This window comes from Escherichia sp. WS568 (genome assembly GCF_046486085.1).
Classification (GTDB): domain Bacteria; phylum Pseudomonadota; class Gammaproteobacteria; order Enterobacterales; family Enterobacteriaceae; genus Escherichia; species Escherichia coli.
This window is the reverse complement of sequence record NZ_JBJQMC010000001.1, coordinates 315,983-331,163: the sequence shown is the minus strand read 5'-3', so window position 1 is coordinate 331,163 and position 15,181 is coordinate 315,983. Positions and strand designations below refer to the sequence as shown.

17 protein-coding genes are annotated in these 15,181 nt (G+C 50.4%); 9 read left to right on the top strand and 8 right to left on the bottom strand.

Features of this window, described 5'->3' with window-relative positions; all coding sequences use genetic code 11:
* Nucleotides 1–11 precede the first annotated feature (11 nt).
* From yebG to ptrB, 4 genes are all read left to right on the top strand, one after another.
* Entirely contained in the window at nt 12–302 is a 291-nt protein-coding gene (gene yebG, locus ACJHWR_RS01645; RefSeq protein ID WP_000257738.1) for a DNA damage-inducible protein YebG, read from the top strand.
* 66 nt (nt 303–368) lie between these two features.
* Nucleotides 369–725: a protein YebF gene (gene yebF / locus ACJHWR_RS01640; RefSeq protein WP_001295500.1), complete on the top strand. Its 357-nt coding sequence runs from the start codon at nt 369–371 to the stop codon at nt 723–725.
* A 316-nt stretch (nt 726–1,041) separates the two neighbouring features.
* Nucleotides 1,042–1,701 carry a tellurite resistance TerB family protein gene (locus ACJHWR_RS01635; RefSeq protein WP_000024729.1) on the top strand — a complete coding sequence of 220 codons (660 nt, stop codon included), beginning with the start codon at nt 1,042–1,044 and terminating at the stop codon, nt 1,699–1,701.
* Between the two features lie 206 nt (nt 1,702–1,907).
* The gene (ptrB, locus tag ACJHWR_RS01630; protein WP_000936982.1) at nt 1,908–3,968 is read left to right on the top strand and encodes an oligopeptidase B; all 2,061 of its coding nucleotides are present in this window, start codon (nt 1,908–1,910) and stop codon (nt 3,966–3,968) included.
* On the opposite strand, the gene exoX is transcribed toward ptrB, so the two are convergent.
* From exoX to holE, 3 genes are all read right to left on the bottom strand, one after another.
* Nucleotides 3,965–4,627 carry an exodeoxyribonuclease X gene (exoX, locus tag ACJHWR_RS01625; RefSeq protein WP_000944256.1) on the bottom strand — a complete coding sequence of 221 codons (663 nt, stop codon included), beginning with the start codon at nt 4,625–4,627 and terminating at the stop codon, nt 3,965–3,967. The genes ptrB and exoX overlap by 4 nt on opposite strands.
* A 23-nt stretch (nt 4,628–4,650) precedes the next feature.
* Complete coding sequence (gene yobB, locus ACJHWR_RS01620; protein ID WP_000011663.1) at nt 4,651–5,307, bottom strand: carbon-nitrogen hydrolase family protein YobB; 657 nt, start codon at nt 5,305–5,307, stop codon at nt 4,651–4,653.
* A 101-nt stretch (nt 5,308–5,408) separates the two neighbouring features.
* Nucleotides 5,409–5,639 (bottom strand): DNA polymerase III subunit theta, encoded by a 231-nt coding sequence (gene holE, locus ACJHWR_RS01615; protein WP_000916763.1) that lies wholly within the window; start codon nt 5,637–5,639, stop codon nt 5,409–5,411.
* Nucleotides 5,640–5,777: 138 nt separating this feature from the next.
* Here holE and yobA point away from each other — a divergent pair, with 138 nt between their 5' ends.
* From yobA to pphA, 4 genes are all read left to right on the top strand, one after another.
* On the top strand, nt 5,778–6,152 hold the full coding sequence (gene yobA / locus ACJHWR_RS01610; RefSeq protein WP_000168737.1) for a CopC domain-containing protein YobA: 375 nt from the start codon (nt 5,778–5,780) through the stop codon (nt 6,150–6,152).
* 3 nt (nt 6,153–6,155) lie between these two features.
* Entirely contained in the window at nt 6,156–7,028 is an 873-nt protein-coding gene (gene copD, locus ACJHWR_RS01605; protein ID WP_000879322.1) for a copper homeostasis membrane protein CopD, read from the top strand.
* A 12-nt stretch (nt 7,029–7,040) separates the two neighbouring features.
* On the top strand, nt 7,041–7,382 hold the full coding sequence (locus ACJHWR_RS01600) for a YebY family protein (RefSeq protein WP_000976474.1): 342 nt from the start codon (nt 7,041–7,043) through the stop codon (nt 7,380–7,382).
* 395 nt (nt 7,383–7,777) lie between these two features.
* Nucleotides 7,778–8,434, top strand: coding sequence for a protein-serine/threonine phosphatase (pphA, locus tag ACJHWR_RS01595; RefSeq protein WP_000812749.1), 657 nt, complete (start codon nt 7,778–7,780; stop codon nt 8,432–8,434).
* Here pphA and ACJHWR_RS01590 read toward each other — a convergent pair whose 3' ends face one another.
* The 5 genes from ACJHWR_RS01590 to yebS all read right to left on the bottom strand — a co-directional run bounded on the left by ACJHWR_RS01590 (nt 8,435) and on the right by yebS (nt 14,489).
* A complete protein-coding gene (locus ACJHWR_RS01590) occupies nt 8,435–8,626 on the bottom strand; it encodes a YebW family protein (RefSeq protein ID WP_001296140.1) in 192 nt (63 codons plus the stop codon). It lies immediately after the preceding gene.
* 104 nt (nt 8,627–8,730) lie between these two features.
* Nucleotides 8,731–8,967, bottom strand: coding sequence for a YebV family protein (locus ACJHWR_RS01585; protein ID WP_280069530.1), 237 nt, complete (start codon nt 8,965–8,967; stop codon nt 8,731–8,733).
* Nucleotides 8,968–9,084: 117 nt separating this feature from the next.
* Nucleotides 9,085–10,524: a 16S rRNA (cytosine(1407)-C(5))-methyltransferase RsmF gene (gene rsmF, locus ACJHWR_RS01580; RefSeq protein WP_024175799.1), complete on the bottom strand. Its 1,440-nt coding sequence runs from the start codon at nt 10,522–10,524 to the stop codon at nt 9,085–9,087.
* Nucleotides 10,525–10,603: 79 nt separating this feature from the next.
* Nucleotides 10,604–13,237, bottom strand: a complete 2,634-nt coding sequence (yebT, locus tag ACJHWR_RS01575) for a lipid-binding membrane homeostasis protein YebT (protein WP_023142114.1) — start codon at nt 13,235–13,237, stop codon at nt 10,604–10,606.
* Complete coding sequence (yebS, locus tag ACJHWR_RS01570; RefSeq protein WP_023142115.1) at nt 13,206–14,489, bottom strand: membrane integrity lipid transport subunit YebS; 1,284 nt, start codon at nt 14,487–14,489, stop codon at nt 13,206–13,208. The genes yebT and yebS overlap by 32 nt, the downstream gene beginning before the upstream one ends.
* A gap of 129 nt (nt 14,490–14,618) precedes the next feature.
* Here yebS and msrC point away from each other — a divergent pair, with 129 nt between their 5' ends.
* Nucleotides 14,619–15,116: an L-methionine (R)-S-oxide reductase gene (msrC, locus tag ACJHWR_RS01565; protein WP_001029105.1), complete on the top strand. Its 498-nt coding sequence runs from the start codon at nt 14,619–14,621 to the stop codon at nt 15,114–15,116.
* The last annotated feature ends 65 nt before the right edge of the window (nt 15,117–15,181 follow it).

The following is a 15,181-nucleotide window of genomic DNA, read 5'->3' as shown; positions in this document are numbered from 1 at the left end:
AGAGGCTGCAAATGGCGGTTGAAGTTAAATACGTAGTCATTCGTGAGGGCGAAGAGAAAATGTCGTTTACCAGCAAAAAGGAAGCCGATGCTTATGACAAAATGCTTGATACGGCGGATCTGCTTGACACCTGGCTGACAAATTCTCCAGTGCAAATGGAAGACGAGCAACGTGAAGCCCTTTCGCTATGGCTGGCAGAACAAAAAGATGTGCTGAGCACCATTCTGAAAACCGGCAAATTACCGTCCCCACAGGTCGTCGGTGCTGAATCCGAAGAGGAAGATGCCTCACACGCGGCCTGAAGCAACTTGCGCTCCTGACAATTTGTACCATGCTTTCTCCTGAATCATTGTGCTATGGAGAAAAACATGAAAAAAAGAGGGGCGTTTTTAGGGCTGTTGTTGGTTTCTGCCTGCGCATCAGTTTTCGCTGCCAATAATGAAACCAGCAAGTCGGTCACTTTCCCAAAGTGTGAAGGTCTGGATGCTGCCGGAATTGCCGCGAGCGTAAAACGTGATTACCAACAAAATCGCGTGGCGCGCTGGGCTGATGATCAAAAAATTGTCGGTCAGGCCGACCCCGTGGCATGGGTCAGTTTGCAGGACATTCAGGGGAAAGATGATAAATGGTCAGTACCGCTAACCGTGCGTGGTAAAAGTGCCGATATTCATTACCAGGTCAGCGTGGACTGCAAAGCGGGAATGGCGGAATATCAGCGGCGTTAATGGCTTCTGATAATTCGATTGACCGTTGGCGGATGCGGCGCGAATGCCTTGTCCGCCCCACAATCGTAGGCCTGAGAAGACGCAACAGCGTCGCATCGGGCAATCAGCATCAAACAGTGCTACTCAAAACGTCAAACTACTTTCACCTAAAATACCCTTATCACCTGATATACAGTGAACACCTTACCTGGCGCGAATTTCTTTGAATAACGGCCTACCGACTCGCTTATTTGCGCATCTTTTGTCTCGATATACATTTTCTGACATCCTCATCCGCTATGCTACAGGCACTAAAAATGGTTATTGAGGAGCAAATATGGCTAACTGGTTAAATCAACTGCAATCCCTGCTTGGGCAAAGCCGTTCTTCTACCTCCTCGTCTGCGGATCAGGGATTGGGCAAACTTTTAGTGCCAGGCGCATTAGGCGGACTGGCTGGGCTGCTGGTCGCAAATAAATCAGCACGGAAACTTCTTACGAAATATGGCACCAACGCGTTACTGGTTGGCGGCGGAGCGGTCGCGGGTACGGTGCTGTGGAATAAATACAAAGATAAAATTCGCGCGGCGCATCAGGACGAACCGCAGTTTGGCGCGCAAAGTACGCCGCTGGATGAGCGTACGGAACGTTTGATCCTTGCGCTGGTCTTTGCCGCTAAAAGTGATGGTCATATTGATGCCAGAGAACGTGCGGCAATCGACCAGCAATTGCGTGAAGCCGGCGTGGAAGAGCAGGGGCGTGTACTCATTGAGCAGGCAATCGAACAACCGCTGGATCCACAACGCCTGGCTACCGGGGTCCGCAATGAAGAAGAGGCGCTGGAAATCTATTTCCTGAGCTGCGCGGCTATTGATATTGACCATTTTATGGAACGCAGTTACCTGAATGCACTGGGTGACGCGCTGAAAATTCCCCAGGACGTTCGTGAAGGCATTGAACGCGATCTCGAACAACAAAAACGCACTTTGGCGGAATAATTCCGCTCTGGATAGCCTGAAGTTGACGATTTCGGGCTATCCAGAACCGCACGGCCATTTGAGCAGGCTGATTTTCTCTGTCTGCATAACATTCGATATCCGCGCCATTACCTGTCATCATCTAAGCAATGACTACCCTGTTTCGCTTGCATCCCCGGTGAGTTTTGCCACCCTTATAAGATGTTTCAACCAGAAAGAACAATAACATGCTACCAAAAGCCGCCCGCATTCCCCACGCCATGACGCTTCATGGCGATACGCGCATCGATAATTACTACTGGCTGCGGGACGATACGCGTTCTCAGCCGAAAGTCCTGGACTACCTGCAGCAAGAAAATAGTTACGGTCATCGGGTGATGGCCTCGCAACAAGCCTTGCAGGATCGCATCTTAAAGGAAATCATCGACCGCATTCCGCAAAGAGAAGTTTCTGCGCCCTACATAAAAAATGGCTACCGCTATCGGCAGATTTATGAACCAGGCTGTGAATATGCTATCTACCAGCGTCAATCGGCATTCAGTGAAGAGTGGGATGAGTGGGAAACATTGCTCGATGCCAATAAGCGCGCGGCGCACAGTGAGTTTTATTCGATGGGCGGAATGGCGATTACGCCCGATAACACCATTATGGCGCTGGCAGAAGATTTTCTTTCCCGACGCCAGTACGGCATTCGTTTTCGTAATCTGGAAACTGGTAACTGGTACCCGGAACTGCTGGATAACGTTGAACCCAGCTTTGTCTGGGCAAATGACTCCTGGACTTTCTACTATGTACGCAAGCATCCAGTTACGCTGCTGCCTTATCAGGTCTGGCGTCACGCCATCGGTACGCCAGCATCGCAAGATACACTGATCTACGAAGAAAAAGACGATACCTATTACGTCAGCCTGCATAAAACGACCTCGAAGCACTATGTAGTCATTCATCTGGCCAGCGCCACCACCAGTGAAGTTCGCCTGCTGGACGCGGAATTGGCCGATGCCGAGCCGTTTGTTTTTCTGCCGCGCCGCAAAGATCACGAATACAGCCTTGATCACTACCAGCATCGTTTTTATCTGCGTTCCAACCGCCACGGCAAAAACTTTGGCTTATACCGTACCCGTATGCGTGATGAGCAACAGTGGGAAGAGTTAATTCCGCCACGTGATAACATTATGCTGGAAGGGTTTACGCTGTTTACCGACTGGCTGGTGGTTGAAGAGCGTCAGCGCGGGTTAACCAGTTTGCGGCAAATTAACCGCAAGACCCGGGAAGTCATTGGCATTGCCTTTGATGATCCGGCCTATGTGACCTGGATTGCCTACAATCCAGAACCTGAAACCGCGCGATTGCGTTATGGTTATTCTTCCATGACCACACCAGACACTCTGTTTGAACTGGATATGGATACCGGTGAGCGTCGTGTATTAAAACAAACGGAAGTTCCTGGTTTTGATGCGGCGAATTACCGCAGTGAACACCTGTGGATAGTCGCCCGGGATGGCGTCGAAGTTCCGGTTTCGTTGGTCTACCATCGCAAACATTTTCGCAAAGGACACAACCCGCTGCTGGTGTATGGCTACGGTTCTTACGGCGCAAGTATTGATGCCGATTTCAGTTTTAGCCGCTTGAGTTTGTTAGATCGTGGCTTTGTCTACGCCATTGTCCATGTTCGCGGCGGTGGTGAGCTGGGTCAACAATGGTACGAAGACGGAAAATTCCTGAAGAAGAAAAATACGTTTAATGATTATCTTGATGCCTGCGATGCATTGTTAAAACTGGGCTATGGATCACCTTCGCTCTGTTATGCGATGGGCGGGAGTGCCGGGGGCATGTTGATGGGCGTTGCAATTAATCAACGCCCGGAATTATTCCACGGCGTTATCGCCCAGGTACCGTTTGTTGATGTTGTAACAACGATGCTTGATGAATCAATTCCTCTTACCACTGGTGAGTTTGAAGAGTGGGGGAATCCGCAGGATCCGCAATATTACGAGTACATGAAAAGCTACAGCCCGTATGACAACGTCACCGCACAGGCTTATCCGCATTTACTGGTAACGACCGGTTTACACGATTCTCAGGTGCAATATTGGGAACCGGCAAAATGGGTGGCTAAATTGCGCGAGCTGAAAACCGATAACCATCTTTTATTGCTCTGTACCGACATGGACTCAGGCCATGGCGGTAAATCTGGCCGCTTTAAATCGTACGAAGGCGTAGCGATGGAATATGCTTTTCTGGTCGCGCTGGCGCAGGGAACATTACCCGCTACGCCTGAGGATTAAGTATTTTCCAGATAATGTTTCAGTGTTAAACGCAGCTCCGGGCTCATGCTGTCCAGGTTATTAAACAACCAGCGCAGATAGCCCGGATCGCGTTCGGCAACGTCGGAAACCGCTTTGCCACGGTATTTGCCAAAGGTGAAGGTCGTCATCAACGACGGACGTCCGGTGATATCGGCCATCTGTTCTGCCGTCCAGCCGGAGGTGTTCATAATATCGATAAGCAACGCAGCGGTGATATAACAGTCATACAACGCGCGGTGATGATGCAGGCCCGGCGGCGTCTGTACATTGAGCTTCCGTGTTTTATATAACGCCATATTGCTATACTTGATCCCTGGCCACAAACGACGGGCCAGTTTCATAGTGCAAATCCACTCACCGGGCATCTCAGGCAGTACGCGGCGGTCAAAGCTGGCGTTGTGCGCGACATACCATTCACTACCGTAATAGTGCGGGATCACATCTTCAATCCACGGTTTATCGGCGACCATGGCTTCGGTGATGCGATGAATCGCCATCGCTTGTGGACTAATAGGACGATCGGGGCGCACCAGGTGGCTCATGGGGTTGACGATTTTTCCGTCAATGACATCAACAGAGGCAATCTCAACGATCCCTCCCTGCAAACCGCAGGTTTCTGTATCGATAATGCGCAACATGGCATGCTCCAGGCCGAAAAAGCCTAGCGTAATGGAATGATATCGCCTTGCCAACCCTGTGATGAACGCTGACCGACTAACAATAATGAACCACGATCGGCGCGAACGATGAGACGACCATGTTCATCCCATAGTGCACTGTTACCACGGGCATTTGCCATCAGCACAGCAATCGAGTACTGATGTGAAAAAAATTGTAAGCGACGGGCCGACGCCAGCAGGTCGGGTTCTCCCAGACATTGCCCTGTCGTAAACAGTGAACAGGTCGGGTCCATATCCATACCTTCCGGTTGTTCATCGACCACCGTGATGGTTCTGGAACGACGGCCCAGACATGCACCATAACTCTGATGGTAGATCCCTGGCGTTTTTCGCCACGGTGCGAACACCGCAATTCCACGAATAAAGCGATCGTTATATTCAACGGGAAGGCCGGCAATGATAGTCATTCGCCAGGTCGTTGCAGCATAACAAAGCGGGTCTAATAGCGAGAGATCGGGGGGGGCAGGAAGGGCACGTCGCGAATAATCACACCCCAGTAAAGAAAGCGATGGAAAAACTAACAGCTGACATTGTTGCCTGGCGGCGGCCCTCACAAACTCCAGATGATGAGCTACCTGTTCGGTGAGTGAGGTTTTACGAGGCTCATATTGCGCTGCTGCAACTTTCCAGAACGACATAATGACTTCCTTTTCAAAATGACTGCAAATTATGGGTGCGGTTTAGAAAATACTCATAATTTAGCAGGCGTTATGTAAGAAAGTGTAACTATGTATAAGTTTTATTTAAGTTTGGGCTCGTAAGGTAAACGTGACAGATTGACCGAAGCCAAACGGTGGGCGATAAGCCGCTCGCGAAACCAGCTGCGCAAATGTTCAGGCTGTTCACGTTCAACCGCTTCAGCGATCACCGGCATATTGTAGCGTTCTTTAAATGCAACCCCTGCCGCCGCCAAATCGACATTCACTTTATCCATTTCTGTTTGATCCAGTTTAGCCAGATTCTTCAGCATTCTTAATCTCCTCATCATTCGCGGGCAAAAGTTACTAAGAGTGAGCCTGGATGGCAAGCCGGAATTGATGATCCTCGACTCAGACATTAGACAAGGTTATGCTCTGTAAAAAAGTTATTACAAAAAGGAATAGATAATATGGCTTCAACTGCACGCTCCCTTCGCTACGCGCTGGCAATCCTGACCACTTCGTTGGTGACACCTTCCGTCTGGGCACATGCGCATTTAATGCATCAGTATCCTGCAGCAAATGCGCAACTGACAGCTGCCCCGCAGGCAATCACTTTAAACTTCTCGGAAGGCGTTGAAACAGGATTCAGTGGTGCAAAAATCACGGGGCCAAAAAACGAAAATATTAAAACATTACCGGCGAAGCGAAATGAGCAGGACCCAAAGCAACTGATTGTTCCACTGGCCGATTCGCTGAAACCCGGAACCTACACCGTTAACTGGCATGTTGTTTCGGTGGACGGGCATAAAACGAAAGGACACTACACCTTTAGCGTGAAATAAATCATGCTGGCGTTTACCTGGATCGCGCTGCGATTTATCCATTTCACCTCGCTGATGTTGGTTTTTGGCTTCGCAATGTACGGTGCCTGGCTGGCCCCCTTAACGATTCGTCGCTTGCTGACGAAGCGTTTTCTGCGTTTACAACAGCACGCTGCCGTCTGGAGTTTGATCAGTGCCACTGCAATGCTCGCCGTTCAGGGCGGGTTGATGGGAACGGGATGGTCAGATGTATTTTCGCCAAACATTTGGCAGGCTGTTTTGCAAGCGCAGTTTGGTGGCGTCTGGTTATGGCAAATTGTTCTCGCCCTCGTAACGTTGATCGTCGCCCTTATGCAACCGCGGAATATGCCACGTTTGCTGTTTATGCTCACTACCGCGCAATTTTTTCTGCTGGCGGGAGTCGGGCATGCGACGCTGAATGAAGGGGTAACGGCGAAAATCCATCAGACTAATCACGCGATTCACCTGATTTGTGCGGCGGCGTGGTTTGGGGGATTACTGCCGGTGCTCTGGTGTATGCAACTCATCAAAGGCCGTTGGCGACACCAGGCTATTCAGGCGCTGATGCGTTTTTCCTGGTGCGGGCATTTTGCGGTGATCGGCGTACTGGCAAGCGGCGTGCTTAATGCATTGTTGATTACCGGATTTCCCCCCACGCTTACGACTTACTGGGGCCAACTCTTATTGCTCAAAGCCATCCTGGTGATGATTATGGTGGTCATTGCGCTGGCTAATCGTTATGTTCTTGTACCGCGCATGAGGCAGGATGAAGATCGTGCGGCACCCTGGTTTGTGTGGATGACTAAACTCGAATGGGCGATAGGTGCGGTAGTGCTGGTGATCATCAGCCTGCTTGCGACTCTCGAACCTTTTTGATGGATTACGAAAATGATGAAAAAAAGTATTCTGGCGTTTCTGTTACTCACCAGTTCTGCAGCGGCGCTGGCTGCACCGCAGGTGATTACCGTCAGCCGTTTTGAAGTGGGTAAAGACAAATGGGCGTTTAATCGCGAAGAGGTGATGCTGACTTGCCGACCGGGTAATGCTTTGTATGTCATCAACCCAAGTACCCTCGTGCAGTATCCTTTAAACGATATCGCACAAAAGGAAGTTGCCAGTGGGAAGACTAAAGCCCAACCCATTTCGGTGATTCAGATTAATGATCCTAACAATCCCGGCGAAAAAATGAGTCTGGCACCGTTTATAGAACGAGCTGAAAAACTCTGTTAATTACCTAAAATAGCCTTTTGATTTCCAATAAAAAAACCGCCTCAGTTCTTTCACCAGAACGGGCGGTTTTTAACATTTAAGCTGATGACCACCGCGCTTTTTATTGACCATTTTGCACGCAAACTGGAAAATCTGGCGTCGTCATCTATTCTTAAAGAGCAAGGCAACTAAGCCTGCATTAATGCCAACTTTTAGCGCACGGCTCTCTCCCAAGAGCCATTTCCCTGGACCGAATACAGGAATCGTGTTCGGTCTCTTTTTATCTGTTAAAAGCCAGAAGCATTCCCTTCGCTGACTTTATAGTCAACCATAACACACACTCTACTGTCTGAGTCCAGCGTTTTTTAACATTCTTGTTAAGATTATGTGATCTTTAGCGCGGGAGGAAAATATTGATGAAACAGCCTGCGCCCGTTTATCAGAGAATTGCGGGTCATCAATGGCGACATATCTGGCTTTCAGGCGATATACACGGTTGTCTTGAGCAGTTGCGCCGCAAATTATGGCATTGTCGTTTTGATCCGTGGCGAGATTTACTTATCTCAGTGGGAGACGTTATCGATCGTGGGCAGCAAAGTTTACGTTGTCTGCAGTTACTGGAACAACATTGGGTTCGTGCGGTAAGAGGCAATCATGAACAGATGGCGATGGATGCGCTGGCATCCCAGCAGATGTCTTTGTGGTTGATGAATGGCGGCAACTGGTTTATTGCGCTGGCAGATTATCAACAGAAACAAGCGAAAACGGCGCTGGAAAAATGTCAGTATTTGCCCTTTATTCTTGAAGTACACAGTCGCACCGGCAAACATGTTATTGCCCATGCCGATTATCCGGATGATGTTTATGAATGGCAAAAGGACGTCGATTTGCATCAGGTCTTGTGGAGCCGCTCGCGGTTAGGTGAACGCCAAAAAGGGCAGGGAATTACAGGTGCTGATCATTTCTGGTTTGGTCATACACCGTTGCGCCATCGCGTGGATATTGGCAACCTGCATTATATTGATACAGGTGCTGTCTTTGGGGGCGAACTGACTCTTGTGCAATTGCAATAATTAAAAATCACCGTATTCCTGTGCAGGTCGCCAGAAACCATCTATAAAATCCTCAATCGGAAAACAACCGCCATGGCGGATCCGTTGATCGCTCATAGAATAAAGACACTGCTGTTCCGTGTTGTAGACATCCACAACAATATCTTCACAACCGCCATCCAGGTAGCAAACAAAAAGTACCAGCGCGAACATTTCATCCCCGAAGTGTGGTGCCGTACCGTTAAGTTTAGGTGAGATTTTACAACGGGGGAATAACCAGGACAAATAACCCGCCATGCCGACGGGTTCTTTTTGGATCAGGCAAGACGCATAATCCAGGCATCAGATTGTTGATCGTAACGGGTACGGTAAAGGACAGAGTGTTCGCCATTTAGCAGGGCAGGGATACTGGTTTCAGCATCCCAGGCATCCAGTTGCATACATAAATCGGGGTCTGATTTACAAGGAATGGTTAACGTTCGATCACCCGGCGATTGGCCGTGTAATTCGCCGTCGTCGATTTCAAAAGCGCCTATGCGCACACTGGTTTTCATCTTCGTGCTCTCCATTTAGCTGCCGATTGTGGTACGACCAGTCCGATCGCACCATTTTTCAGCCTAGTTGAGGCAGCCGAATGTGCCAGTCAAAAAGTGCGCTTTTTTTGTGCGCTGTCAGGCGTTACCGGTAAAAAGTTTCCCGTCTCGCACCAGTTCACGCGGGTAGCTGTTTTTCAGTCGCGAACCAATTCGTTTGGCTAAACCAATCGGCTGATGCTGGAAAGTAACCAATACATCATCCGCTACTGGCGCGGCTTGCGGGTAAACATCGCGCCCGCGATACCACTCTTCCGCTTCCTGCGGTGTCAGTTCAAAAGCGTTCACATTGTCGGGGGAGGCAAGGGCAATAACCGCTTCATGCTGCCAGCGATAACCTTTGTTATGCGTTTCGGCAAGTTTAATCCCCAACCGAGAAAATCGGACTTTACCGATCAGGGCTTCAATGCCTACCGGGAACAACCACAGTTCTTTGTCGCGTTGCCAGAGTCGCAGGTTTCCATCCCAGTTTAAGCCAACACCTGCAGCCGCCTGACGAATTTGACCGGCTTCGCGATCTTTCACCGGGCTAAACGGGAAATTGCCCACTTTGTATTTTGGGGCGGGTAAGACGGGGATCGCCTGAGTTTTACGCAGACGAGCAACGAAGAAGCCTTCGCAGTCGTAAATTTGTGGGAAAACATGCAAAAAGCCTTCTTCGGTCAGCGCCTTATTTGCACCAGGGAAGAGATCGCCAAGCGGTAAAAACTCTACTGCGTCGGGGTAAGTCTCTTTCAGCCACAGGCAAACGGCTTCGTTTTCTTCCCTGTTTAAGGTACAGGTCGAGTAAACCAGCGTACCGCCAGGGCGTAATGCATGAAAGGCGCTGTCGATCAGTTCCCGTTGGGTCGCTGCGATTTCCTGATTGCTTTCTGGTGACCAGTTTTTTAGCGCATCGGGATCTTTACGCACCACGCCTTCGCCGGAGCAGGGAGCGTCCAGCAAAATGGCATCGAACATTTCTGGCACTGCCGCACCAAACACGCGGCCATCAAAATGTGTGAGCGCAACATTACTGATGCCACAGCGGCTGATATTGGCATGTAACACTTTTACCCGACTGGCGGAAAACTCATTGGCAAGGATCGCCCCTTCGTTATTCATCCGCGCGGCAATTTGCGTCGTTTTGGAGCCGGGCGCGGCAGCGACATCCATCACCCGCTGTGGTGCATTACCGTCAGCAAACAAGGCGGCAACGGGCAACATTGAACTGGCTTCCTGAATATAAAACAGGCCGCTTAAATGCTCGGCGGTACTACCCAATGGCAATGCATCTTCATCGTCGCGTTCAATCCAGAAACCTTCTTCACACCACGGAATTGGCGTAAGCGTCCAGCCATAAGGAGCGGTTAATTGCAGGAAATCAGCAACGGAGATTTTCAGCGTATTAACGCGAATGCTGCGGCGCAACGGGCGCTGACAGGCGGCAAGAAAATCATCAAAAGAGAGCGTCGAAGGCATAGCTTCGCGCATTTGTGTCAGAAAGGCGTCCGGGAAATAAACGGTGTGTTGGGCCACGAGCATATACCACTGGCAAAAAAACAGGCGCGCAGTTTAGCATAAACGCTCCGGCGCAGACACGCCGGAGCAGTGGGCATTATTTGGGAAGCGCAGTTCCCCATTCACGCCACTCTTTCGGTTCACTTTCCTGCAACAGGAAGTGCTTGCCTTCCTGGGCTTTCGGTGCCAGTGGCGTACCCGGAGGCGTGGCGAAGGCGATGCCGCCACGGATAAATTGGTTAAAGGTGCCGGTTTTCACTACTCCGCCCGTCAGACCAAAGTCCAGACTGTAACCTGATGCCAACCAGAAGACGGAATTGTTGCGCACCAGGTGTTGATAGCGTTTACTGATGCGCATCGCAATCATCACGCGATCAGACAATGTCCCCAGCGTCATTCCGGTAACCGTACCGACTTCCAGACCACGGAACAGCACAGGCGTACCAATACCTAACGAACCGGCTTCCGGCGCTTCAACAATAATGCTTAAGCCATCCAGGTAACGCGAATCAGTAATGGTGGCTTCTTGCAACTCAAAGTCGCGGCGAGGATTACCCCGACCTGGTTCGACGTTGATATACGGCTGGAGGATGGTATCAAGATGCTCAACGCCCGCGGCTGAAATTTGCGGTGTGACCACCGAGAAGCGCGTACCGCCGCGGGCGAAGGTCTGGACATACTCCGGATAGAGCACCGCTTTTGCCTGCACTTCATTGCGCGCGGTAATCAGATACAGCGTCTGGATTTGCCCGATATCAATACCGAGATAGCGAATTGGCATCCCGACCGCCAGTTTTCCGGCATCGAAAGCGTGAAGCGTAATCTGCCCGCCAACCGCACGGGCCGCTGTTTCGGAAGCATACAGAATACGTTTGTCGCCTTTACGCTGACTGGCGCTGGCACCGCTGAGGTTATCGAAGCTAATGGCTCCCTTTAATGCTCTGGAGAGCGGGGATGCCTGTACGGTCAGGCCACTACCATTCAGCTGAACTTTCGCCCCGCCTTCTGCCCAGAACACGCTATTGCTGGTCAGAAGGTTGCGATACTCCGGCTTAATATGCAGATCGATATCAAACGCGTTAGCTCGCGGACGCACGGTAATAACTTCACCAACTTCAAATTTACGGTACAGCACTACCGATCCTGCCTGCACATCCGGCAGCGTCTCTGCACTCAAACTTAGGGTTGTGGTGGGTAAATCGCTAAGGCTGTTCTCCAGCGCTTTTTCCAGATTGGCATACAGTGGATAGCTGGCTTTCATCTCGCCTTTATCGCCCGGCAGAATACGTATCCCGCCGTTAATCCATTCTGAGGCGCTGGCTCCGAGAAACTCAACGCCATCCAGCCCCACCTTCACGTCGACACGGCTGTTGACGACAAATTTGCTATCGCCTTTTACCAGTTCTCGATGCTGAGGCTCGATGGCGACGGTAAAGGTGACGCCTTTGCTGGTGAGTTTACGATCAATAACCTGGCCTACCTGCACGCCGTGAAGAATGAGCGGCTGACCAGCATCAATACCGTAACTTTCCGGTGCTGTCAGGGTCAGTGTCAGAACATCAGGTTCATGCAGCAGTGCTTTTTCGCCTGGCACAACAACGAACTCTTTGCGTGGCTCGCCATCGCCGGGCACCAACTCAAAGGTTTTTCCGGTCAGCAGGGCGCTGAGATTGGCATCGCTAAGGGATAATTTCGGGTTGCGTAATTCGATGCGGGTATTTTCACGAAGCAGGGTGACGACGCTGGGATCAACGGTCATTTCCCCAGTGACTTTACCACCAGGATTTAAATCCAGTTTAGTCAGCTGTCCGACTTCCAGCCCCTGATACATTAACGGCGTCGAGTCGGCGGTTAATCCGGCCCCACTCGGCAGTTCCAGTTTTATTATTACGCCACGCTGGCTGTGGGCGAGATCTTCATACAGACCAAAGGTATCTTCCGCCTCGGCAGGTTTCGACTCTTCAGGTGAATCGAAGGCAATCGCACCGTTAACCAGTGCCGCCAGACTTTCCAGTTTCACCTTCGCGCCACTGATACTGACGTTGGCATCAACGCCGGAAACGTTCCAGAAACGGCTACCTTTTTTCACCAGATCGGTAAAACGCCGCTCGATCAGGACATCAATCACCACGCCTTGCTTATTGGGATTGATGGCATAGTCGTAGACTTTACCCACCGGGATCTTGCGGAAATAGACCAATGAACCACTGCTCAGTGAACCGAGATCGGGGGCTTGCAGGTGGATCATCAGATCGCCATTGTCCAGCCGATATTTCGGTTGGGTGTCGAGTGCGACAAAGTGATCCTGCTCTTTACCTTTGCCCGGCATCATGCCGATATAATTACCACCGACGAGGGCGTCCAGCCCGGAGACACCTGCCAACGAGGCCTTTGGCGTCACCAACCAGAACTGTGTCTCTTCGCGCAGCGCATCTTTCATATCGGACTTGATGCTGACCTTGACTTCAATCTTACGAAGATCGTCGCTGAGGCTGATATCCTGCACAGTTCCGACTTCAACGCCCTGATAACGAACAGGCGTACGGCCTGGAACAATACCATCCGCCGACATAAAGTCGATGGTGACAGTATTACCCCGGTCCTGATAACTGTCCCAAATCAGCCAACCAGCAATCATTAGCGCGATGAACGGCAGCAGCCAGAAAGGTGAGATACGGCGTTTATTTTTAATCTGCGCTTCAGTCGTCGAAGCGGGCGTTTCCTGACTCATGTGCATCCCAAAGTAAGCGGCTGTCCAGCCATTCCACAGCAAGAATAGTCAAAATTACCGCTGCGCCGAAATAAAACGCAGCCGGTCCCATAGTAAAAGCGAGGATCTGATCGCGATTAATCAGCGACATGGTTAAAGATATGACAAACAGGTCGAGCATCGACCAGCGACCAATCCAGGTCACCATCCGCAGTAACAGAATGCGTGTGCGTAAACCTTGCTGGCATTTAAAATGAATACTCAACAGTAAAGTGAACATGACGATCACTTTAGTAAACGGTACCAGAATACTGGCGATAAACACGATTCCCGCAACCGCAATGTTGCTACTTGCCAGCGACATAATTCCGGAAAGAATCGTATCTTCCTGCCGACCACCATTCAGATAAATGATAGAGATAGGCAACAGGTTGGCAGGTAACAACAAAACGATTGACGCTAACAGCGCCGCCCAGCATTTTTGCAGACTATGACGGCGACGCAGGCGTAGCGGGATATGGCAACGCGGGCAGCGACCACGCTGATCAGGATAGCCGGTAAAATGACACCCAAGACAGACACGGAGTTTCTCGTCCCTTCGCGTAGCGGGGCACTGCGGATAAAATCGCTCCCACAGTTCTTCGACATTAAGATGTGACAACGTCACCGTCGTTAAAATCACCAACGCCACAAAAGAGAACAAGCCGACACCCGCCTGGATATGGGCATAATCCTGTACCTTTATAGAAGCAACGCCAATGCCGACCAGGTAGATATCGAGCATTACCCACTCTTTCAGTCGCTCAAGCATCAGCAGTACCGGACGTAAATTCATTCCCAGTCGGTTACCAAACCATAAATAAGCTATGGAGGTCACCAGAATAAGGGGGGCACCAATAACGCAAAAAAAGACCATCGACCCCGTTATCGCATCGCCCTGTTTGGTCATTTGCCAGATGCCTTGCATAACGTTGGCGTCAATACGGATGCCTAACAGCCAGATATGCAACAGCGGTTCGCCCCAGGCAAACGGCATCAACAACAGCATAGCGAACGCCATTGCCGCCAGGCGCGTTAGCGACCAGTCGCGCCCGTCACGAATTTTTGCCTGACAGCGCGGACAATAGGCACTTTGATGAGAATTTATCTCGGGCAGGCTAAACAGCATGTCACATTGCGGGCAACGTTGGTAATCACCACGCGGCAGTTCCTCGCCGATAGCCCTCACTGTTATCTTCTTTGTCGGCGTAATTTGTGGTGTGTTAAGAGCCATGACGTGCCAAATGTAATAAGAATTAACATTAATCTTAACCCATGATGGGAATGATCTTGAGCATTAACGCATTTAATGCTTATTTTAATAGGCTGGCAGTTCCAGGTAAGACAACCAAGTGATTATATAATGAACAAAGCAGAATTTTACGCGGATTTTAATCGCGACTTTAACGCGCTGATGGCGGGAGAAACCAGTTTTCTGGCAACGCTTGCGAACACCAGTGCGTTGTTATATGAGCGTCTCACTGACGTAAACTGGGCAGGTTTTTATTTGCTTGACGACGATACACTGGTGCTCGGACCATTTCAGGGCAAAATTGCCTGTGTCCGGATACCCGTTGGGCGCGGCGTATGCGGCACTGCGGTTGCCCGCAATCAAGTGCAGCGTATCGAGGATGTTCACGCGTTTGACGGGCATATTGCCTGTGATGCGGCGAGTAATTCTGAAATTGTTCTGCCACTGGTGGTGAAAAATCAGATTATTGGTGTTCTCGACATCGACAGTACCGTCTTCGGTCGCTTTACAGACGAGGACGAGCAAGGCTTACGTCAGCTTGTGGCACAGCTTGAAAAGGTGCTTGCAACGACGGATTACAAAAAATTCTTTGCGAGCGTCGCAGGATAATCAACGGATAACGTAGCATTTACTGATAGCGTCATTATAATGACGCCTGTTCATGCCTGCGCTTG